The following is a 23,047-nucleotide window of genomic DNA, read 5'->3' as shown; positions in this document are numbered from 1 at the left end:
CCTCACAGATAAAAGAAGGATAAAAGGGCGAAAAACCCTTTTTATGCTAAGGCTTCTTGGAAACGCTTTTGCAGTGCAAGCAGTTTCGCTTTTTTATCGGTTAAATCCGTTGCTCTTTCCTTATCCTTTGCAACAACGGTTTCCGGGGCGTTGGCTACGAAGTTCGCGTTGGAAAGGCGGGTTTCAATGCCTGCCAATTCCTTTTCAAGCTTCACAAGCTCTTTTTCAAGGCGGGCAAGTTCCGCTTTGAAGTCTAAAACACCCTCTAAAAGGATTGTGATTTCAGTGCCTTGAATAATATTGCTTGCGCTTGCTTTTGGCGCCGCCGCTGTTTTTGAAATTTCAAAATCTTCAAGGCGGGCAAGGAACATGAGCCATGCTTTTGCATGTTCCAGAAGTTCCGCTTGTTCATCGTTAAGAGGCTTTATCAGCGCGTTCAGTTTCATGGAAGGCGCAATGCCGAGTTCGCTCTTCATGGCGCGGATGGCGACAATGACTTCCTGAATATAGAGCATTGCGTTCGCTTCTTTTTCTTTCAGGCATTCCGGACGCATTTCGGGACGGAGCATTTCGGCAAGGTTGCCGTCCGCATTGCCGGGCAAAGCCTGCCAAATTTCGCTGGTCACAAAAGGCATGATGGGGTGCAGCAGGATAAGGGTTTCGGAAAGGACGGTGTACAGCACAAAGGAGGCTTCCTTTTTTTGTTCCGCCGTTCCCTTGAAATCGCCTTTGACAAGTTCGAGATACCAGTCGCAAAATTCATTCCAGACGAATTTGTACAAACATTGTGCCAAGTCGTTGAAACGGTATGCGTTGATTGCCGTTTCGCTTTCGGCTTTCACTTCTTCCAAGCGGTGCAAAATCCATACATGGTGCAGGGCTGAAACCTTTTCCAACGCAAGCGGTTCGGGTTTGTTTCCCTCTAAATTCAAAAGGGCGAAGCGGGCGGCATTCCAAACCTTGTTCACAAAGTTGCGGTATCCTTCGATACGTTCTTCCGAAAGGCGGATATCACGACCCATGGCTGCTAAGGACGCCATCGTGAAACGCAGAGCGTCCGCCCCGTATTTATTGATCATATCCAGCGGGTCAATGCCGTTGCCTAAGGATTTGGACATTTTTCTGCCTTGGGCGTCACGCACGAGGGCATGGATATAAACTTGCCTGAAAGGAACTTCGCCCATGAAGTGCTGACCCATCATAATCATGCGGGCGACCCAGAAAAATAAGATGTCAAAGGCTGTCACAAGTATGTTTAACGGATAGAATGTTTTTAATTCCTCCGTGTTGTTGGGCCAGCCCATGGTGGAAAAGGGCCAAAGAGCGGAAGAAAACCATGTGTCCAGCACATCGGGGTCTTGTTCCAAACGGCTTTTGCCGCATTTCGGGCAGACGGCAGGGTCTTGTTCGGAAACGATAAGTTCTCCGCAGTCTTGGCAAGTCCATGCGGGAATGCGGTGTCCCCACCAAAGCTGACGGCTTATGCACCAGTCACGGATATTGTCGAGCCAGTTATAATAGGTTTTTGTCCATGTTTCCGGCAGAATTTCAATTTCGGCGGGTACGGCGGCTCTTGCTTTGGGGGCGAGTTTCGTCGTCGCCACGAACCACTGCACGGAAACATAGGGTTCGATAACGGTTTTGCATCGGTAGCAGGTGCCGACGCTGTGGTCCAGTTCCTCGATTTTGACAAGCTGTCCGAGGGCTTCGATATCCTTGACGATGCGTTCGCGGCATTCTTCACGGCTGAGCCCTTTGTAAACGCCGGCTTCCTCGTTCATATTTCCGTTGTCGTCTATGACTTGGATAAAGTCAATGCGGTGCGTGTGTCCCAAGTTCCAGTCGTTGGGGTCGTGGCAAGGCGTGACTTTCAACGCTCCCGTCCCGAATTCCTTGTCGACATAACGGTCGGCAATAATGGGCACGGCGCGGTTCGCAATGGGCACAATGACTTTTTTGCCGATAAGATGTTGGTAGCGTTCATCGTCAGGGTGCACGCAAACGGCGGAGTCCCCGAGTATGGTTTCAGGACGGGATGTGGCGATGACAATGGAGCCGGAACCGTCCTCAAGCATATATTTCACATGCCACAACGCGCCTTTTTGGGGTGTGTGTTCAACTTCGTCGTCAGCCAAAGCCGTATGGCAGCGGGGGCACCAGTTGACAATGTATTTTCCTTTATAAATAAGTCCTTCATCATAAAGCCGGACAAAAACCTTGCGGACGGCTTTGGCGAGATCCTCGTCCATGGTGAAGCGTTCCCGCGTCCAGTCGACAGAAGAACCAAGATGGCGGATTTGTTTGAGGATTTTTCCGCCGTATTCCTCTTTCCAAGCCCAGACTTTTTCAAGAAATTTTTCACGCCCCAAATCGTGACGGGAAACGCCTTCTTTCAGCAGTTTTCGCTCCACGACGTTTTGGGTGGAAATGCCTGCATGGTCAGTGCCTACGATCCAAAGAACCTTTTTACCCTTCTGGCGTGCATGACGGGCGAGGATATCCTGCAATGTCTGGTTGAAAGCATGCCCGATATGCAGTGCTCCCGTGACGTTCGGGGGAGGGATGACAATGGAATAGGGTTCAGCCTTGCTGTTCATGTCGGGAGTGAAACATTGATGTTTTTCCCAATATTCACGCCAATATTCTTCGACTTCCTGCGGTTCGTACGCCTTTGATAATTCTTTTAAAGCCATGCCTGCCTCATGTGGTGGTATAGTTGTCAAAATTTAAATAATGTGAAATGAGTATAGCAAAATAAATTTTGCTTTCAAGTAAAACTTGTTTGCGGAAATTTTTTTGCGCAGCGGAGAGAATTTTATGGAATGCGGATATGTTTTTTGTAGATTTTCGCCGCTGATTAACGTATCTGTTATAAACAGAGTTTATTAAAAAAAGGAAAATGGATTATGAAAACAAAACGTTCCGTATGCAAAGCTGCGGCTGCGGCTGTATTGGGTTTTATGCTGACCGCCTGTGCGGGAAAGAGTCTTGAGGGAAAATGGGTCGAACCGATTCCCGGAATGGAAGGACAAGTGCAGGGTGTGTGCTTGGAAAAAGGCGGTAAAGCACGTTCTGTCAACAGTGCAACTTTGCTTTATGAAAAATGGGAACAAAAAGGCGATACGCTCATTCTTTCTGGAAAAAGCCTTGGCAATGGCGTGACCATTGATTTCAGTGACACTTATCTCATTGAAAAACTTTCCGATGAAGAATTGATTTTGAAAAATGAGGACTTGACAATCAAATATCATAAACAAACGGAAGAATGATTTTTCAGAGCGTTTTTGCGCATGGTGGATACTGCCGCTGACTATTGGTCCGGCAGTATTCATTTTATCCAAAAGTTTTAAAATGAGCGTTCAACACATTCGTACACGGCGAAGTCGGCTTGAATATCCGTAAAACCTGCAGGGGAAGCATTGAACGTATCTTTGTGGATAAAATAAACATTTTTAAAGAAAAATGAAAAATACGGACGTAAAGCCGTGGAGAAAGAATCGCCGATAATCCAAACGGTTTTGTCTGTCAAAGCTTCAGGATTGACCGTTTGTATCAATCCGTTTTGTTTGTTTTCCGTTTGTTCCGCTTTTGGCGTTTCCATCGGCATGTTTTTATACGACACTTGGAATGTATCCTTATAGTCTTTATCCTTAAAAAGGAAATTCCCAAGGCTGATTAAATCACCGGCAGTGCTTTTCAGCGGTTTGAAACGGAAATCTTCTTCTTTTATCATTTCGGGAAGAGCCGGGTCGAGCCGGGAAATCAAACGTATGAAGGCGATGAATGCGCCGTAATTGTTCCAATGCGAATCCGTCACATAATAAAGCAGCGCTTTTTCTTTGTTTTGCAATAAATCTTGACGGGGATAATACACGTTCAGATTTTCCCGCTGCATTTTTTGCGTGAGAAATTCATGAAACGGTTTTGGGGCGGGAATAATCGTTTCCGGCAGAAATTCAGGATAAACAGTGCTTTTGTCGGGGGCGATCAGGAAAAAAACTTCCTTGCTGTGCGCTAAAACCTTTTCTGCGATATTTTTGTAAAAGTCATATCGTTTTGTCACGTCGTATTTTTTATTGTCACTGTCATGATAATATAATTTGCCGGTAAGCTTATCAATGGTGTTGTTATAGTTGTTTCCCAAAAACAGCCAGTCTTCTTTGCCGCTTATGACCGTGTCAATGGAAAGGTTTTCTGTTTTTACGGACGGGATCAGTGTTGTCAGGGTCAGGATTATTTTTTCCCTGTTCGGAAAGTTGTCATTATAAAATTGAGAAAGCTGCGTGAAAAAATGCTTTATTTTCGATGTGGAAAACTTTTCCGGAAGTTTCGGGAACGCCGTGACCATTCTGTTTTCGCTTTTTATGATTGTTTCATCATTGAAATAAAAAGCCGTGGAAAAAGCGAAAATGAAGACACAAATCAAGCATGAGAAAAGGAATTTCTTATCCATGGGCATTTCCTAAAAATTAAAATAAATAAAAGGATTTCTGCTTGATGAAAGCAAAAGCGATATGGCGAAGCAGCCGAGAAGGAATTGAAAAATCAAATGGCGGAGCTTAAAATTCGCAGGAGCGTGCGAAGTTGGAACGACAATGTATTTTTGGGGCAAAAAGCAGATGACTGTTCCGATTGCCAGCATAATTAGGGGAAATGTTTCGGAAGCGAATGAAAAGGAAAAAGAGGTGAAATTAAAAAGTGCGGAAAAGTATTCAAGGGCATAGGGCAAATTTTCCGCTTTAAAAAATACCCAGCCGAGCAGAATGATCAGGAGCAGATAAGCATGTCGGAAAAACGCGGGCAGTGCGTTAAGTTTCTTTTCGAGCCACAGCCTTTCCAGGCAAATGAAAATACCATGCCATAATCCCCAAACAACGAAAGTCGTATTCGCTCCGTGCCAAATTCCGCAAAGGAGAAAAACGAGGAAAAGATTGCGATAGGTGATATAGGCATGTACGGATTTGCTTCCGCCCAGGGGAATATAGAGGTAATCTCTCAGCCACGTGGAAAGGGAAATATGCCAGCGCCGCCAAAATTCCCGAACGGACGTGCTGATATAAGGACGGTTGAAGTTTTCTTCAAAACGGAAACCCGCCATGGCGGCAAGTCCGACAGCCATATCGGAATAGGCAGAAAAGTCAAAATAAATTTGCAGTCCGTAGGCGATAATGCCGGTCCAGGCATCCATAAAAGAGAAAACTTTTGGCGAAGTGGCGGAAAAGGTGAAGTCGGCAAGTATGGAAACAGAGTTCGCAATAATGATTTTTTTGTTCAGTCCCAATAAAAACCTATACATGCCGAAGGAAAAAAGTTCTTTGGAAGCTCGGTAAGCGCGAATATCGTCTTTGATTTGCGCATAACGCACAATGGGACCCGCCACCAAATGGGGAAACATACAAAAGTACGTTGAAAAATCGAGCAGGTTTTTTGAGGCTTGGATTTTTTTTGTATAGACGTCGGCGAGATAGCTTATTGCATGGAAAATAAAAAAGCTGATACCAAGGAGCATGATATTTTTATCGATAAATCTGTCTGTCACGAAAGACAGGCACCAAAGGCTGTATTTAAAAATGAACAGCAGAAGAAGATTGAGAGCAATGAGCGCTATGAAAATTTTTTTGCCGTGTTTTTCATTGGCAAGGTATGATGCGCCGTAATAGTTGATCAGACAAATTGCTATGAGTATCAACGTATTGGTTGATTCTTCCCAAATATAAAAAAATAAGCTGATGATGAGGACCGAACAGTTTCTGAACGCCGCATTTTTAAAAAATGAGCCGCATAAAAGCGCAGCTAAAAAAAATGGAAAAATTAAAAAGAGAAACGGTAAGGAAGAAAAGACCATATTGTCCCTAAGTATGAAAAATTTTTGAAAAAATAGCTAAGAACACCTGGACAGTCAAGTTTTATTTGCTTTTTACGGTGACAAATTCAGAGGCTTTCAGGTTTTCAGGCGGGTTTATGATATAAAGTTTGACAAGGCTTTTTTCTTGTTTTTCTTCAATCTTGAAAATGCGGGCTTCGAGTTTTTCGCCGTCTTCGGTGAGGACGGTACAGATATCCCGTTCCTTGAGTTTTTTTGCGTCATTTTTGGAAAATTCCGCAAGCACCCACCATTCTTCTGCATTTTCCGGATGAATATCCATAAGTATTTCATTCCGCTGCACTATCGACCCTGCCTTTACGTAGGTTATGCCGACAACGGCATTGAAAGGCGCGTAAATATATTCGTTTTTTTGCAAGGCGAGGGTTTTATTGTATTCTTCTTCCAAATAACGGTATAAGATACTGTTGGGTTCTCCCAAGGAATTGGTTAAATCGCGGTATTTTTTATCAGCCAAGGCGCGGGCGGTACTGGCTTCGTGAAAAGCCTGTTCCGCTTCTTCATATTTTTTTTGCAGTTCCTGTTCTTTTTGCACGAGTGCGGCATCGGGTTTGCCGTCGACAAAAGAGGAAGGGCTCCGCATGGCGACTTGGGCTTTGGTGTGTTCCCGTGTGATTTGCTGCAATTCCGCCAGTTTTTTCTTTTCCGTTTCGGACAGCGAGAGAACTTCTTGGGTAATTCCCGCAAACACATCATTCAAAAGAGGTTTGAATATTTGTTTGAGTGTTCCGGAATTATGCCGGTTTTCTTTGAATAACTGCAAATATCCGCGGATTTCCGAAACTTTGGAGCGGATATAGGCAGGGTCGAAGCGGATAAGGGCGTCTCCTTTGCGGACAGTTTTTCCTTTTGGAATAAGAACTTCATAAATTATGCCCTCAACAGGGGAATAAATTGCCTCTCCCTGCCTGGTGAGTTCCGCCTTTTCGCTGACGACTTTTTGGCTCAATAAAAAAAGAAGGAAAGCAAGCAGGAAACAAAGGCAGATACCGATGATCAAGTGCTTTTTTTCCGGCATTTTTTGTTTGATGATCGCCATGTTTTCCAAACTTTTGCCGGGCAATGCTTTTAATTTCTTCATAAGAGCCTCACTGTGAATAATGCAGTTTATACTATATATGCAAATTTTGTGCAAAAGAAAAATATTATGCGAAAAAATTCATGAACCAAGTTTTTAATAACAAAAGCCCCCCATGTGCATGCAGGAGGGCTTTTTGCAAGATTTTTAGGGACTACATGAAGAGATTTTTGTCCTTGACGCAGACTAAATCCATTTCCAAAAGTTTTTCGGCGATTTGTACCGCGTTCAGCGCAGCACCTTTGCGGACGTTATCCGCAACTATCCACATGTTCAGACCGTTTGCGATGGATTCGTCCTCACGGATACGACCGACGAATGTTGCGTCTTCGCCTGCCGCGACAGTCGCCAGCGGATACATGTTTTCTTTCGGATTGTCATAAAGCTGCACTCCTGGGGCTGTCGCCAGGATTGCTCGGGCTTCCTTTGCGGTGATTTTCTTTTCCGTTTCTATGTTGACGGCTTCGCTGTGGCTGTAAAATACCGGAACACGAACGCACGTTGCCGTGACTTTGATATTGGGGTCTTCAAAAATCTTATTGGTTTCGTTGACCATTTTCATTTCTTCTTTGGTATAGTCGTTGTCGAGAAAAACGTCGATATGCGGCAGGCAGTTGAAAGCGATACGGTGAGGGTATACGGTGTTTTCCGGTTCTATGCCGTTGAAGAGCTGGCGGACTTGGGTTTCAAGTTCCTGTATGCCTTTTTGCCCGGTGCCGCTAACTGCTTGGTAGGTGGAAACAACGACGCGCTTGATAGGGCTCACATCGTGGATAGGTTTGAGGGCGACAAGCATTTGAATGGTGGAGCAGTTGGGGTTCGCAATAATGCCGTTGTGTTTTTTGAGGGCATGGGCGTTGACTTCCGGAATGACAAGGGGACAGCGTTCGTCCATGCGCCAAGCGCTGGAATTGTCCACAACAACGCAGCCGGATTTCACGGCGTGAGGCGCAAATTGCGTGCTTGTGCCGCCTCCTGCTGAAAAAATAGCAATATCAACGCCTTCAAAGGAATTTTCTGTCAATTCTTCAACAACGAGCTCGTCATCGCCGTAAGGAACCCTGGTTCCGGCAGAGCGGGAAGAAGCAAGAGCTTTTATGGTTGTGGCAGGGAAATTGCGGGAATATAACGTGCTTAGCATTTCTCGTCCGACAGCGCCTGTCGCACCGACAACAGCAACAACCAATTTCTCTTTCATAGCGGGTTCCTCTCTTAATAAACAAATTTGTTATATCTAATTTTTTGTGACAACGCTTTTATCATTGCACTAAATAAAAGCACTGTCAAGCAATAAAATATGATTGATTTTGTTATTTTTTTCATTATTAAAAATTATGAATGACAAATTTGTTATTTTTTGTCTGTCCGTTGTCAGGCAGGACTGTTCTTCTGTGATACCGGGGAAAGCGGCATGTTTTTATGAATAATGAAAAAGCGTGTTAAAGAAGAAAGGAAAAGAACGGTGGGAAGACCGCAGGAATTTGTCGGAGATTCGGTGCCGGAAAACTTTGCAGGTTTTTCGGGATAAAGAGTATGTTTTTGCGCCTATGGAGGAACTATGCGGTGCGACGCAGGTCAATATCCCAAGTTCATATACGGTATTTGGAAATGGAAGACGATTTTTGATAGTTTTTTTGCCGTGGCGGAATTAAATGGACCATATCTGACTGCTTAAAAGGATTGTTATTTAATATGGCGGCAGAGGGTAATCCGAAAGAGGGCTGTGAACCTGTTTTGCAGTATTGCCATGCTTTTTTTATTTCTTGGACGGGATAGCTGCGGGAAATTTTAACAGAAGGAGTTAGGCAGGAGAGGTCAAAGGACCGCCGTTTCATCAAAAGAGGCTTTTATGGCAGGCAAGGCGATTTAACGGCGAACACTTGAAAATCATTCATGAAGCGGCGTGTTTTTACTGAAAAGTGTCTTTTCGATAAATGCGCTCGCTTCCGCCAAGCCGAAACCGGAAAGCGCAGAAACGGGAAACGCGTTTGAAAAGCGTTCCAGCAGCGGGTCTTGGGCATTTTTTGGAATATTATCCCATTTGTTGAGCAGAAGAATCCGCGGAATATCCGAAAGTCCCAATTCTTCCAGAATTTTTTCAACAGATTCGAGCTGTTGTTCCATTTCCGGGTGGGAAGCGTCAAGCACGTGGATTAACATGTCCGCTTCGTTGAGTTCTTCCAAGGTCGCCCGGAAGGCTTCCATAAGCTCTTTGGGCAAATCGCGGATAAAGCCTACGGTATCGGCAAGGACGATTTCATGTTCTTCAGGAAAGCGGAGCCGTCGTGTTGTTGGGTCGAGGGTTGCGAACAGTTTATTCTCGGCAAGGACTTCGCTTTTTGTGAGTTTGTTCAAGAGGGTTGATTTTCCGGCATTGGTATACCCCACAAGGGCTGCTGCGGGCAAATCATACCGCCTGCGCTTCGCCCTGTTGGCTTGGCGCTGTTTTTTGAGTTTTTCGAGTTCGATTTTTATTTTGGCAATTCTGTCTTTGATACGGCGTCTGTCGGTTTCGAGCTTTGTTTCTCCGGGACCACGTCCGCCGATTCCGCCCATGAGCCTGTCCATGGCGCGGTTTTTTCCGACCAAACGGGGCTGGGTGTATTTCAGCTGCGCCATTTCGACTTGCAGTTTTCCCGCTCCTGTTTTGGCGTGCTGGGCAAAAATATCAAGGATGAGCTGTGTCCTGTCCAAGACTTTCCGTTCCGTAAGTTCTGCCAAATTTTGCAGTTGGGCGGGGGAGAGTTCTCCGTCAAAAACAATGACGCCCGCATGTCCTTGCAGGGCTATGACTTCAAGTTCCGCCAGTTTGTTTTGGCTGAGAATTTGCCTTGGATTTATCGATGTGACACGCTGGATTAAACTGCCTGCCACATTGAGCCCCGCCGTTCCGGCAAGTTCCGCCAGTTCCGCCAGGTTGCGTTCCTGAATGGTCTTAGGGGCTTTGCTTACGGAAACAAGCACGGAACGCGAGCCTGCCTGAAAAGTGCCCAATGAGCCGTTTGCATCGTATTTAGGGGGATTTTTTGCGTTTTCCGTGGAATGGGAACCGCGCATAAGACGGGCGAATTCTTCTTCAACGGCTTCAATTTCGGCAGATAAATCAAGAGGGGTTTTGTCCCATGCGAAAAACTCCGTGACATGGTATGGAACGCTTGGACTTCCTGTTTGCGTTCCGGGCTTTTCAAGGGGGGCGTTATAAAGATTTTGCGTAAGAATGAAATCAATGTCTTCCGCTTGTAAATTTGTGTTTGTTTCTTGGGTATTGCCGAAAAATTCAAGCTGTTTTCGGATTTTGTCCGGTTTGCCCGCGTCATGGATGTACGATTCGTCGGAAATAAGGGCGGGGAGCAAATGGGCGGATTGAAAATGCAGGGGGGAACCGAATTCGTTGACGGTTAATACGCCAATGCTGTCCAAACGCAGGAAAAGCAAATCCATCAAATCTTCATTGGAAAGAGCGCTGTCTGTAAGGTGGGTATGCAAGAGGCGTATACCCCGCAAGCGTCCGGCGGAGCGTTCACGGGCGAGGGTCGGAATTAAAATTCCGTGGGCGTCGCCGACAATGGCGAGTTCGACTTTCCCTTGCCTGTTGATAAGCAAACCGATTTGCCGGGCAATAAGGCGCGATAAAGCGGCAAGTTCTTTTGCTTGCTCCGGGGTATAGCCGGTATGCGTGTCATAACGGCGGTTGATGAGGCGCTGCAGGGCTTTTAGCTCATTAGGCTTCAGCCCTGCCAAATTTCCTTCTAAAAGAGCTATACGCCGACTCCTTCAAGATAAAGGGAAATCATTGCATCGTATTCGGAAGTGATTTTAAAGGTTTGGGCGGACATTTCCTTTCTGAAAGCAAGGCTTACCCCGTCGGGATTTTTAATTTCTTCCATAGCGCGGAGATAATATTTAGGGTCAGGCAGAACAAGCATGCTGTGGAAATTTTTTGCCGTGGCGCGCATGAGGCACGGACCGCCGATATCGATTTCTTCCACCATGTTGCGGACAGGCAATTTTTTTTGCAAAGCGGAAGCGAAAGCGTATAAATTGACGCAAACCAAATCAAAAGGGGCTATTTCGTGTTTTTTCAGGGTTTCCATGTGTTCCGGATTGTCCTTATCCGCCAAAATGCCGCCATGGATTTTGGGGTGCAAGGTTTTGACGCGGCCGTTTAAAATTTCCGGAAAACTTGTGACGGATTCAACAGCGGTCACAGGCAGGCCCGCTTCTTTTAAAAATTTCATTGTTCCGCCGGTGGAAACAATTTCAACTTGTCGTGAATGCAGAAATTCCGCAAATTCTTTCAAGCCGCTTTTGTCTGTGACACTTAATAAGGCGCGTTTAATAGGTAAAAAATCCATATCGTTTCCTTTGTTGAAGGTTAGGGGTGTTCTCAGTAACCAAAAATGAGATTGCCATAAAATTGCAGCGGATACATCAGAAGTGCCGCCAAAAATCCCGCCATGACATCATCAGCCATGATGCCAAGACCGCCCTGCAGTTTACGTTCGCAAAGCCCTACCGGTCCGATTTTGCCGATATCGAAAATACGGAAAAACAAGAACCCTATCATAAGCACAAACCAATCCTGAGGCGTGATGGTTTGAGAATTGAAATAGGAAAGCGCATTGACCGGCAGGAGCGTAAGCCACTGTCCCACGACTTCGTCAATAATGACGCTGGAAGGGTCTTTTTCTTTAAGTTCTTTTTCCGCTTGTTCGCTCGCTTTTATGCCGATAAGAAAAAGGACGGACAAAATCAGCAGACGTATGGGCAGTGAAAAAGGTAAAAAACAAAGCGGGGCGCATAAGACCGCAAGAAAGGAACCTGCCGTTCCCGGGGCTTTTTTGATACGTCCGACAAGACCGAGCGTCGCAATATTGGTCAGAAGTGAATAACGCATATTTATCCTGTGATGAGGGAATTTCTGTATTGTTCAAGGTTTTTGACACCTAATTCTTCGCAAAGTCCGGGCAAGTCCTGGATGATTTTAAAAATTGCCGCAGGGTCGGTAAAAGAGGCGGTGCCGATTTCCACCGCGCTCGCTCCGACGAGGATAAATTCCAAAACATCTTTCGCACTTGCGATTCCGCCGATGCCGATAACGGGAATGCTTACGGTCTGTGCGACTTGCCAAACGCAGCGGAGCGCAACAGGCTTGACAGCCGGTCCGGAAAGTCCGCCTACGATATTCGCGAGCAGGGGCTTGCGGGAGCGGATATCGACAGCCATACCCGTAATGGTGTTGATACAGGAAATCATGTCCGCGCCGGCTTCTTCAATGGCTTTCGCCATTTCTGCAATATTGGTGACATTGGGGGACAATTTGACAATCACAGGCAGACTGCCCGCATTTTTTTTGACCGCTTGCACGATGGAACCCGCCATAAGCGGGTTTTGTCCGAAAAGAACGCCCCCCGCTTTGACATTGGGGCAGGAAATGTTGACTTCGAGGGCGGATACTTTTTCTTCATGGGACAACACATTGGCAAGTTCGGCGAAGTCCTCGGCGCTTGTGGCGTAAATGTTGGCGATAATGGGAACTTCGCTTGCCGGCAGGAGAGGAAGTTTTTGGCTGATGAAAGCTTCCACCCCGTCGTTTTGCAGTCCGACGGCATTGAGCATGCCGCAGGGGGTTTCGGCGATGCGGGGCAAAGGGTTGCCTGCGCGGGGTTTGAGCGAGAGCCCTTTTACGATGATGGCCCCTAATTTGCTGATGTCGCCGTAGGGCATGAATTCCGTTCCATAGCCGAATGTTCCGGAAGCGCTCATGACAGGGGTTTTCAATTCCAAAGCGGAGCCGTTCTTTGCCCGCAGGGTTGTATGCATATTGATCATTGTGTCGAACCTTATGATAAATCTTTGTTTGCGCCGGACTTGGTTATTGTGCGTCTAAATTAAGTTCGTGCGCCCAAAAAACAGGACCTTTTGTACAGGTTTGCACCGGCAGTCCGGCTTTTTCCTTGTCAGGATAGAGGGCGGAAGTTACGGAAACACAGCCGAGACAGGCTCCGATACCGCAAGCCATGCGTTGTTCAAGGGACAGCTGTGCGGAAACATTCAGTTCAAGAGCGTTTTTCCAAACGGTTTTCAAAAAAGGCATGGGACCGCAGGCTAAAACCAAGCCGTTTTTTTTTGCCGTTTCTTCCATTTTTTGGCGGATCGTTTGAATTGTTCCTGTTAAATCTTCTTGTTTTTGCTCATAGCGGGTTTCAACTTCGATATGGCGGGTCAGGCTTTCCACAGGATAATACTGTTCGGGAAGCCGGTGGCTGAAAAACATGGATAATTGATTTTGCACGGGGTGCTGTTCCACATAACCCGCAAAAGGCGCAATGCCTATTCCGCCGGCAAGCAGCAGCGTCGGTTTATTTTCAACGGCGAAGTGCGTGCCAAGAGGTCCCCAGACAGTCACTGTGTCTTTTGGCTTGAGTTTTGCGATTTCTTTTGTTCCGCGTCCTGCTACTTGGAAAAAAAGCACAAGCGATTGGGGAGTGACACGGCAAATGGAAAAGGGTCTCGCCCAAGTGAGCTCGCAGTTCCATGAATTTGGACGGAGCATGATGAATTGTCCTGGTTTCCATTCCGCCCATTGCGGACGGGCAAGGGTGAGGGCGAAAAAACTTCTCTCTTTGTCGTATCCGAAAGGAATGAGGTCCGTAACGGCAAGTTCCGCACGTATAGGCAATATGGGTGCATTTTCCATAGTGTCCTCCTAGCCGAAAAAATCCATAATTGGAATAAGTTTAGTATGATGTTTTCTTTGGGTCAAGTTAAGCAGGCTAAAAAAAAATATTTTCTTATCGGTGATTTTGTTTATGAATTTTCTTGCAAACTTCTTAAGGCTGTGAAAGAATGTTCCTCTTGCGAGGATGTTATGATACGAAAATACCTGTTGCAAAAACATATATTGATCATGTTGGGCGGTTTGGGGATTTTTTTTGGATATGCGAACCCGTTTCAGACCGTTCCTTTTTTAGTGCTTCTTTATCCTTTCAGCCTGTATCTGCTTGCGCACACCAGTAAAAATTATTTGCGGGAAAGCCTTGTCACAGGCATGATCGGTTATGGAAGCGCCTTTTATTGGATTGCGGTGACAGCCAATATTTACGGGGCTGTTCCGTATGTTTTGGCTGTTTTTTTTCCTTTGCTGCTCGGCTTTTATTTTGGCTTATACGGAACGGCTGTCGCTTTTTATGCCAGGAAGATCAGGCATTTTCCGCCTTTGTGCAAAGTGTGCGGATTAGGTTTGTTCTGGTATTTTTGCGAATTGTTCCGAGGCTGGTTTTTAACCGGTTTTTCTTGGTTCACGCTTTCTTCCGCCTTTGCGCCGCTTCCGGTGATGATACAAGGCGCAAATATTTTCGGTTCCTATGTTTTGTCCGGAATTTTTGCTGTGTCCGCATTTTGTTTTGCGGAGCTCGTGCTTATGCCCCGACAGGCTAAGCGCGGTTCTGTTTTGCGTTCCGTAAGGGGAATAGGGCAGTTTTCGGGCGTTATCGTTTTGTTTTCGCTTTATTTTTACGGAGCTACGGTTTTGCAGAATGCCGTGCCCATGGAATACCAAAGTACGGTGAAAGTCATGCGGAAAAAGCTTGATATTCCTTACCGTGCCGTGCATGAATTTCCCTCTGTCCAAGGGCAGGCGGTGCATAAGGCGTATAAATGGACCGATAGGGACATGGTTTATTTTTCCGTCATTCAAGGCAATATCTCGCAAAACATCAAGTGGTCCCCTTTGTTTCAGGAAGATTGCATGAAGAAATTCATACGGCTTTCCGAGGAAGCCCAGTCAACTCTGAACGGCAAGAGCATTCTTGTTTATCCGGAAATCGCCTTTCCCATAACATCTTATCATCATAAGGAATTATATCGGGAATTGCTTGACTGGAGCGGCGATAAGACGCTTCTTTTGGGTATTCCGTATTTTGACGGCGGGAACTATTATAACAGCATGGAACTCATACAGAACGGCAAAAGCCTCGCCCGTTATGCAAAAGAGCATTTGGTGCCTTTTGGCGAATATGTACCGTCTTTGCCTTTTCTGTCTTATTTTGAGGAGATACTCGCACAATATGGCGGCGCATATACTTCGGGAAAAAATGAAAAAGGTATTATCGATTTTCGTTTTCAGGATAAAACCGTTTCTGTTTTGCCTCTTATTTGTTATGAAGCGATTTTTCCGGAGCTTACGTGGAAGCGTTTGCAGGGAAATTCCGCCCATGTTTTGCTGAATGTCAGCAATGACGCGTGGTATGACAAAACTTCCGCTCCTTACCAGCATTTGTATTCGGCAGTCATGCGTTCCGTGGAAAGCGGTTTGCCCATGATACGCGCAAGCAATACGGGAATTAGCGCATTTATCGATAAATACGGACAAATTCAAATGCAGACGGAACTTTTCACTGATGAAAGTCTGACCATGCCCCTTGCTGTCCGAACCTATGAACCGACTGTTTTTATCGGGCTTGCCCCTTATTTGCCTTATATAGGAATTGTCCTTTTCGGCTTTCTGCAAATGTTCGGCGTGCTGCGGCACCGGCTGGAAACACCGCATGGCGGCAAAGACCGCGCAGGAACGGATTAAGCGCCAAATAAAAACTCCCCGCAAAGGGGGAGCTGCAAAGAGAGGGTTGTAAAAAAAAGAGTGTAAAGAGAGGTTGTTTTTTTAGGATTGATTGCTGTTTGTCATGATTAAAACATGTTATGCATAAATTTCTTTTTTCAGCCAGTCTTTGATTTTTTCGGAAGGAGAATACAAACCTTTTAAGCCTTCGTGTTCTTTTTTAAATTCTTCTTCCAAATCCTTAGGCAAATCAAGAACGAGCAGATCGACGGCCTGTTCGGAGTTGCGGCGGACAAGGCGCAGCGTGGGTTTTTCTTCCCAATTGTCCACGACGAAATAGGTTGCGAAATCATCTTTTGAACGGACCGGTGCGTGCTCCGCATGCCAATTGTTGTTTCCCCATTCCAAATAGAGGGTTACGGCGTCTTCCGGCGCAAGATTCCAATCTATGTTGAGAGAAGCCGCATCTTTCAATGTTTTTATTTCTAAAGCCATATAAGCTCCTTTTTATTCCAGTATGATTCATATATAAAACATCATGGGGTACTTGTCAAGAATTATTCCTGATAAGAGTAGAAAGGGAGATTTTCGGTGAAAGCGGTAAGATGAACGGAAAGAGAACTGGGAAAATCAAATCATATAGGAAGCGACCACTTCCTGGCAAATGTCCCATGCCTTATTCACAACAGCCATATGTTCTTCACGGCTGACATTGACCAATGTGTCGTTGACTTCTTTACTGATAACAAGTTCAATGCTGCCGGGCAGATAAAGAAAATGCAGTTTTGCGTCGAATATTTTGCAGAGTTCTGTTTGCAAGTGTCGGAGCATAGGGGTTTCCTGACCCCGGATACAGAAATTCGTCCAAAGTTCCCTCGCAACACGGGCGATGACAAAGGCTTTGCGCGCTTGGGGGTCTTTGAGTTCTTCTTTGGATAAGAGCCGTCTTGTTTGCTTGTGATAAATCATTGTGCGGGTTTCCACCAATTGTTTTTCATATTGGTGTATGCTGCTTTTTGTCTGATATTGCGGCAAACCTTGCAGCAAAGCCCGGACACTGGCTTTTTGCACTTGCTGTAAACTGTTTTTGTCTAAGATGTTAGACATGCTCTTATCCTTTTAATGATACTCATTTTCTCTTTTCGGATATTTTTTTAAGGACTTTAGGTTTTTTCATAAAAAAATGGAATTTTTTATTCTGTTCAAAGTTGATATTATATGCTATCAAAGCATATGGCTATAATGCGTGGAGGAATATATGGGATTTTTTTCTGCAGTCAAAAAGTTATTCGGCTCCGAAACGGCAAAAGAGAATACGCAGGAAGTTTTTCTTGAAAGCGCAAGCGCGGAAGAGCTGGAACAGTTCACTATTCAATTAAGACAGTGTGAGCCGAAGCTTTCCGCATGGCTGCAAGTCATTCTGGGAGGCGTGGATAAGGCGGACGATGTTTTATGGGCGAGACTCGGAATTTTGCTGAACGCCCTTGAAACCCCGGAAGAGGAAGCAAAACGATTCATCGGTGATTTTCGTGCCTGGACGAAAAAAATGGATTATCGGCAAGTTGCCGATTTTCGTTCGGAATTGCAGTACCGTTTGGCGCTCGCCCTTGATATGGAAGACGAAGAAAGCGAAAAGGACCTTGTTTTTGCAAAATTGCAAAGCGGGCTGGAAAAAACGAGAAATCAGCTTGGTAAGGGTCTGCAAGCCGTTATCGCCGGGCACGGTAAAGCGGGCGAAGCCTTTTTCGAGGATTTGGAAGAACTTTTCATCATGTCGGACATCGGGGCGGAATTGTCTTTGCAGCTGGTTGAAAAATTACGTCGTCACGCCAAGCAGAACAATATTGAGGGCACAAAAGAGCTGCTGCCTTTTTTGCAGAAAGAAGTGCGTGAACTTTTTAAAACGCCGCGGCGCATCAGCGCTGTCAATCTGCCTGAAGTGGTGCTTTTGGTAGGGGTGAACGGCGTCGGGAAAACGACGACTATCGCCAAACTCGCTTACAGAGCCAAAATGCAGGGAAAGAAAATCCTCATTGCAGGGGCTGATACGTTCAGAGCCGCCGCCGTGGAACAGTTGGAAGAATGGGCGAAGCGTATCGGCGTTGATTTTTATTCAAAAGGAAGCGGCGCCGATCCCGCAGCTGTCGCTTATGAGGCTATGGATAAGGCTTTGGCGGGGAATTACGATTTGGTTTTCATCGATACGGCAGGCAGGCTGCATAATAAGAGCAATTTAATGGACGAATTGCAAAAAATTAAAAATGTGCTTGGCAAAAAGCATGAGGGCGCGCCCCACAGAAGCATTCTTGTCATTGACGCGACCACAGGGCAAAACGCCATTCAGCAGACAAAAGTATTTAAAGAAATCGGCGGGGTGACGGAAATCATTTTGACCAAGCTTGACGGAACCGCCAAAGGCGGTGTCGCCATGGCTGTCGCCCATGCTTTTGAAGTTCCGATAACCTATGTGGGGCTTGGGGAAAAAATGGAAGATTTGCGTCCTTTCGATTGTGATGATTTCGCAAAAGCTTTGCTCGGCGATATTGCGGAATAATCACCGCGGCAGTTCGTTCTTTTTTAGGTAAGAAGCGGGAAGACAGGGGGAATTATGCAAAAGACATTTACGATAAAAACCTTGGGGCAGTGCGGTTTTGACAATCCGAGAAAGCATGGCGCCATCAGCGACGAATACATTCCTGTTTATGTTTCCGAAGAATTTATGAAAGCGTGCGGTAATGCGTCGGAAAATGACGCAGCCACATTATATTTTCAGGAAGCAGGTCCGAGAGAAAAAATTTTCTTTGAACCGGAAAAAACAAAGGTCGCCATTGTGACATGCGGCGGTTTGTGCCCGGGGCTCAACGATGTGATCCGTTCCATTGTCATGGAATTATGGCATGGATACGGCGTGCGGGACATTATCGGCATTCCTTACGGCTTGGAGGGGTTTATCCCTAAAAAATACGGACATAAGCTTATTGAGCTGACCCCTGATGTTGTTTCAACAATTTATATGTTGGGCGGAACAATTTTAGGTTCTTCACGCGGAGCGCAGAATTTTGACGAAATAGCGGATTTTTTGAATGAGAAAGGGATTAATTTGCTTTTCGTGCTTGGCGGCGACGGTACCATGAAAGCCGCAAAGGCTATTTCAACAGCGGTGAAAGAGCATGGTTTGACCCTGTCGGTTATCGGTATTCCTAAAACTATCGATAATGACATCAATTTTGTGGAGCAGTCTTTCGGGTTCGCCACCGCTGTTGACGAGGCGACAAAAGCCATTGCGGCGGCGCATACCGAAGCTGTCGGCATGAATAACGGCATAGGAATTGTCAAGCTTATGGGACGCGAGTCGGGCTTTATCGCCGCCCATGCCGCTGTTTCTTTAAGTTTGGTGAATTTTGTGCTTATTCCTGAAGTGCGCTTCGCATTGCACGGGGAAGGAGGGCTTTTGCCCGCTTTGGAAGAAAGGCTTGCCAAACGGCATCATGCTGTCATCGTGGTCGCAGAGGGGGCGGGGCAATACCTCATGCAGGAAACCGGGCAGAAAGACAGTTCCGGAAATATTATTTTACAGGATATCGGCGGTTATTTGCAAAAAGAGATAAAAGCGTATTTCAGGGAAAAAGATTTTCCCGTGGTAATAAAATATATCGACCCCAGCTATATGGTGCGTGCTGTGCCCGCCAATGCCCATGACAGGGTTTATTGCGGTTTTTTGGGACGGCTTGCGGTTGACGCAGGCATGAGCGGCAAGACGGAAATGGTGGTGTCAAAACTTATGGGACGTTTTGTGCATTTGCCTTTTGAACTGGTGACCAAGCAGCGCAGGAAACTGGATATTGCTTCGCATTACTGGCATTCTGTTTTGGCTGCGACAGGGCAGGGGCATTTAAAAGGCATGTTATGATTGAATATCCATTAACAAAAATGAATGCGTCAGCAGGTTCCGGAAAAACCTATGCTTTGACCAATCAATTTGTGGATTTGCTTTTTGCAAGCGATCTTGCCCCCTGTGAAAGCTGTAAGCCCGCAACAAATAAGAAAAAATATAATTTTTCCGAATTGCTGGCGATTACGTTTACCAATCTTGCAGCCAACCAGATGAAAGAAAAAGTAATTCAAATTTTAAAGCAGTATGCGTTTAAAGAAATACCATGCGCAAGCGAAGAAGAAAAAGAAGAAAAATCAAAACAAGCCCATGCCATGCTTGAAAGTATTTTCCGGCAATACGGGGCGTTGAATATTCGGACCATCGACAGTTTGCTCAATCAGATTTTAGGGCTTTTCGCTTTGGAACTCGGATATTCCCCTCATTTTAAAGCAAGTTTCGGTTCCAGGGACTGTATTGACGAACTCTATGCCCGTCTTGCCGAAGAAAGCCTTGCGAACGAAGAAAGCATGGAAAGCGGAACAATCAATTATGCGCCTGTTTTTCACGAACTTTGCAAAAACGTGTTTGACTCCGATAACTATGACACGTTTTTTGCCAAATCATCCGTGAAAGAACGGCTTATTAAACTTATCGAATATTCGATTACGCACAATCATTATTTTGTTTTTGATGAAATACGGGAAGCGGAACAAAATTATGCTTTTTTCCGGCAAGAAAAGGAAAAATGCGCAACTATCATCAAGTCGAATTTGGAAAGCCTGCAAAATCTGATAGAGAGCGATGGTATCGCCGTGAACGCATATTTTAAAAAAGCGCTGAACAATGCGTTTGACGGTGATTTTTCTTCGGCTACCCTGAAAAAAGAAAATTTCAGCCAAGTTCTTTTAAAAGGAAATAAAGCGGATACAGACGAGGCTTCTTTTCTGTATGAGGAATTGAAAAAAAATATTGCGAAAGCCGGTGAGGCGCAGTTTTTGTCGGATAGTTTCCGTTTAAATCTTCCTTTGATGAAACTCAGCCGTGTTATCAATCTTGCCTTGACTCTTTACGAACAAGAAGAGCAACGTGTCAATACGCAAAAAATGCCCCATATTATCGCATGGCTTCTCGGCAAGGAAGAATGCGGTCTGCAAAGCGATTTTCTGGTGCAGAAAAAAGAGGAAGAGCAGCTTGTTTCCGCCGCTTTTTGCCGTTTGGGAACAAGGCTCAAACATATTTTATACGATGAGTTTCAAGACACAAGCAAGGCGCAATGGAAAGCGTTGAAAGATTTGTCGGCTGAAGCTCTCGCAAACGGCGGTTCCGTTCTTTTTGTGGGTGATGTGAAGCAGGCTATTTACGGCTGGCGGGGGGGAGATTCTTCTCTTTTTCATAATGCGCCGAAAGAATTGATTCCTTACGCCGGTAAGCTGAATGAGGGAAATTTAGCCTATAATTGGCGGAGTGCGGGAAATATCATTCAATGGAACAATGTTTTTTTTAAAAGCCTGTTGGATTTGGATAAAGGCAATGCATTGGAATTGCTTTTGCCAAATTCCGCGAAAGAGGGGAGTTCGGAAACGCTTTTTGCTGAAATGAAAGAAAGTTTAAAAGCCGATTATGAATTTATTGAACAAAAAATTCCGGAGAGCCGCAGAGAAAAGACCGAGGGAGAGGGACTTGTCGAGGTTCATTTTTTGCCGGGAGAAGATTATTTTGATATTGCGGCGCTTGCCCTGCTTCCGGAAATAGTGCGGAATTTATATGAAAAACATAAGGAATACGGCAAAATCGCAATCTTGACAGTGAAAAACGAACAAGCTTCCCGGGTTTCGCAGGTTCTTTTGAGTCACGGCATTCCCGTTGTCAGCCAAGGCAGTTTGGGCTTGAAAGAACACCCCGTCATCGTTGAAATGATGGCTTTTCTGCGTTTTTTGGCAAATCCTCTGGACGACGGCGCTTTTTGCCAAGTCCTTTTAAGCCGGCATATTTTTCTTGAAGATTTTTACTCCGCCTGTCCTGCGGAAGAAGTATGGAATTTTTTGATTGCCGAACGCAAAGGGGCTTGTTTTAATGCCTTCAGAGAAAAATATCCTCTTTTGTGGCAAACATATTTTCATGTGCTTGTAGACGGCGCAAGCCTTTTGACAGCGTATGACACATTGTGCGAACTGTATGAACGCATGGCGGTACTGGAGAGAAATCCCGACGCTTCCTTATATTTGCTGCGCCTGAAAGAACTTGCGTATTTGGCGGAAGAGAACGGCATTGTCGATATAAACGCCTTTCTGTCGTGGTGGGAGGAAAACGGGGATGAGGAAAAAGCCCCTTTGCCTGAAGGCTTGAATTCCGTTTCCGTTTTAACCATTCATAAATCAAAAGGCTTGGAATATGACGCCGTTATTGTTCCATGGCATGATTTCAGGATCGCCGTTCCGGACAATGTTCAAAAAATGAGCATTCCTTACGGGGGTAAAACGTATACCGTTTATTCCGCGCTGAACAAAGAATGCGCGGAACGTTACGAGCAAGCGCTTCTGGAGAAAGTCAAAGAAAGCATTAATGATACGTATGTCGCTTGGACAAGGGCTAAATCTGAATTGCATATTTTTATGCCTGCTGTTTGCAGGGAAAAAACGGAAAGGAATTTTTACCGTTTTATGGGCGCATTGCTTCATGAGCTTGAGAAATCTCCGGAAATGGAATTGGATAAAAATGAAAACCTGCTGCGGTTTGGCAAGCAATCCGATTTTCCAATTATTTCTGAAGAGAGCTTGCAGCTTGCGAAGTATGCCCTTTTTGGGGATGAAACGTATGAGGGCTTGCAGGAAAACAAAAAACAAGCTGTCGATTTGCTGCTTGCCGGCTATATGGTGAAAAATGGCGGCGGCGACGATTTGAAACTCAGGATATTGGCTGACGATGCGTTCCATGTTGCCAAAAAACTTTCGCATATTCTTTGCCCTGTCCGAAAGGAAAAGGAAAAAGAGAGGGAAACAAAGGCAAAACCGAAAGAAACGGTCGATTATGAACACAGTATGGGCTGGCTGCCGCAGCTTCGTATTTTCCGCTCCGATTTGGAGGAAGTGCAGGGGCATAAGAAATTATCCGCTAACAAACGGGGAACGCTTATTCACAAGAGTCTGGAGTATTTAGTGCTTTCCGGAAATATTGCCGAGGATTGCAAACGGGCGGTGTATGAGGCGATGAAATATTTGCCTTTTGGGCGTTTTTTGGACAGCGGCGGGCAAAACATTGTTTCAGGCAATGCTTCCCAATATGAAGTTTTGTATGATGAAGTGCAAAAAGATTTGCGGTGGTTCGCTTCTTTGGAAGAACCGTTTGGCGGTGCCGCTTTGTGGTTTAAATATGGATATAAGGAACACGGGATTGCCGATGAAAAAGGCAGCTTGTTCCGCGTGGACCTGTTGGTGGAAATGCCGGAGCGGCTCCGCAGGGAATATCAGGATAGCGCCTATATAGCCATCGATTATAAAACAGGATATGCGGGAGAGGATTTGCCGATAAAGAGCAATAGGGAGCAAATTCTGAATTATGTCGAATTGTTGGCAAAAGCGACAGGGAAAAAGGCGGTCGGGTTATTGGTGTATTTGGATGTACGGAAATGCTGTATTGTAGAGAGTGAATAAC

General features: G+C 45.5%; 17 protein-coding genes. 5 read left to right on the top strand and 12 right to left on the bottom strand.

The features are described 5' to 3' along the window. Positions 1-41: 41 nt before the first annotated feature. Positions 42-2,693, bottom strand: a complete 2,652-nt coding sequence (locus JBF11_RS06375) for a valine--tRNA ligase (RefSeq protein WP_334314662.1) — start codon at positions 2,691-2,693, stop codon at positions 42-44. A gap of 213 nt (positions 2,694-2,906) precedes the next feature. Here JBF11_RS06375 and JBF11_RS06370 point away from each other — a divergent pair, with 213 nt between their 5' ends. Further along, entirely contained in the window at positions 2,907-3,269 is a 363-nt protein-coding gene (locus JBF11_RS06370) for a lipocalin-like domain-containing protein (RefSeq protein WP_334314661.1), read from the top strand. Positions 3,270-3,346: 77 nt separating this feature from the next. Here JBF11_RS06370 and JBF11_RS06365 read toward each other — a convergent pair whose 3' ends face one another. From JBF11_RS06365 to JBF11_RS06325, 9 genes are all read right to left on the bottom strand, one after another. Continuing rightward, positions 3,347-4,453: an alginate O-acetyltransferase AlgX-related protein gene (locus tag JBF11_RS06365; RefSeq protein ID WP_334314660.1), complete on the bottom strand. Its 1,107-nt coding sequence runs from the start codon at positions 4,451-4,453 to the stop codon at positions 3,347-3,349. Positions 4,454-4,462: 9 nt separating this feature from the next. Continuing rightward, positions 4,463-5,845, bottom strand: coding sequence for an MBOAT family O-acyltransferase (locus JBF11_RS06360; protein ID WP_334314659.1), 1,383 nt, complete (start codon positions 5,843-5,845; stop codon positions 4,463-4,465). A gap of 61 nt (positions 5,846-5,906) precedes the next feature. Then, a complete protein-coding gene (locus JBF11_RS06355) occupies positions 5,907-6,965 on the bottom strand; it encodes an HlyD family secretion protein (protein WP_334314658.1) in 1,059 nt (352 codons plus the stop codon). 151 nt (positions 6,966-7,116) lie between these two features. Further along, the gene (locus JBF11_RS06350; protein WP_334314657.1) at positions 7,117-8,160 is read right to left on the bottom strand and encodes an aspartate-semialdehyde dehydrogenase; all 1,044 of its coding nucleotides are present in this window, start codon (positions 8,158-8,160) and stop codon (positions 7,117-7,119) included. 689 nt (positions 8,161-8,849) lie between these two features. Continuing rightward, positions 8,850-10,703 (bottom strand): GTPase HflX, encoded by a 1,854-nt coding sequence (hflX, locus tag JBF11_RS06345; RefSeq protein WP_334314656.1) that lies wholly within the window; start codon positions 10,701-10,703, stop codon positions 8,850-8,852. Between the two features lie 17 nt (positions 10,704-10,720). After that, on the bottom strand, positions 10,721-11,317 hold the full coding sequence (locus JBF11_RS06340; protein WP_334314655.1) for an IMP cyclohydrolase: 597 nt from the start codon (positions 11,315-11,317) through the stop codon (positions 10,721-10,723). 32 nt (positions 11,318-11,349) lie between these two features. Further along, entirely contained in the window at positions 11,350-11,859 is a 510-nt protein-coding gene (locus JBF11_RS06335) for a phosphatidylglycerophosphatase A family protein (RefSeq protein ID WP_334314654.1), read from the bottom strand. Between the two features lie 2 nt (positions 11,860-11,861). Then, positions 11,862-12,794, bottom strand: a complete 933-nt coding sequence (locus tag JBF11_RS06330; protein ID WP_334314653.1) for a dihydroorotate dehydrogenase — start codon at positions 12,792-12,794, stop codon at positions 11,862-11,864. A gap of 43 nt (positions 12,795-12,837) precedes the next feature. Continuing rightward, a complete protein-coding gene (locus JBF11_RS06325) occupies positions 12,838-13,662 on the bottom strand; it encodes an iron-sulfur cluster-binding protein (RefSeq protein WP_334314652.1) in 825 nt (274 codons plus the stop codon). A 45-nt stretch (positions 13,663-13,707) separates the two neighbouring features. Between JBF11_RS06325 and lnt the strand changes: the two genes are divergently transcribed. Beyond that, positions 13,708-15,543, top strand: a complete 1,836-nt coding sequence (lnt, locus tag JBF11_RS06320) for an apolipoprotein N-acyltransferase (protein WP_334314651.1) — start codon at positions 13,708-13,710, stop codon at positions 15,541-15,543. 117 nt (positions 15,544-15,660) lie between these two features. Here lnt and JBF11_RS06315 read toward each other — a convergent pair whose 3' ends face one another. Next, a complete protein-coding gene (locus JBF11_RS06315; RefSeq protein ID WP_417168635.1) occupies positions 15,661-16,005 on the bottom strand; it encodes a DVU0772 family protein in 345 nt (114 codons plus the stop codon). 147 nt (positions 16,006-16,152) lie between these two features. Continuing rightward, the gene (locus tag JBF11_RS06310; RefSeq protein ID WP_334314649.1) at positions 16,153-16,629 is read right to left on the bottom strand and encodes a hypothetical protein; all 477 of its coding nucleotides are present in this window, start codon (positions 16,627-16,629) and stop codon (positions 16,153-16,155) included. 151 nt (positions 16,630-16,780) lie between these two features. Between JBF11_RS06310 and ftsY the strand changes: the two genes are divergently transcribed. The 3 genes from ftsY to JBF11_RS06295 are packed head-to-tail and all read left to right on the top strand — an operon-like array spanning position 16,781 to position 23,046. Next, entirely contained in the window at positions 16,781-18,076 is a 1,296-nt protein-coding gene (gene ftsY / locus JBF11_RS06305) for a signal recognition particle-docking protein FtsY (protein WP_334314648.1), read from the top strand. A gap of 54 nt (positions 18,077-18,130) precedes the next feature. Continuing rightward, the gene (locus tag JBF11_RS06300) at positions 18,131-19,432 is read left to right on the top strand and encodes an ATP-dependent 6-phosphofructokinase (protein ID WP_334314647.1); all 1,302 of its coding nucleotides are present in this window, start codon (positions 18,131-18,133) and stop codon (positions 19,430-19,432) included. After that, positions 19,429-23,046 carry a UvrD-helicase domain-containing protein gene (locus JBF11_RS06295; protein ID WP_334314646.1) on the top strand — a complete coding sequence of 1,206 codons (3,618 nt, stop codon included), beginning with the start codon at positions 19,429-19,431 and terminating at the stop codon, positions 23,044-23,046. The genes JBF11_RS06300 and JBF11_RS06295 overlap by 4 nt, the downstream gene beginning before the upstream one ends. Position 23,047 lies beyond the last annotated feature (1 nt).

The organism is Taurinivorans muris, from assembly GCF_025232395.1.
Classification (GTDB): domain Bacteria; phylum Desulfobacterota; class Desulfovibrionia; order Desulfovibrionales; family Desulfovibrionaceae; genus Taurinivorans; species Taurinivorans muris.
Note: the sequence above shows the minus strand (reverse complement) of the source record. Positions and strands in the feature narration are given on the sequence as shown.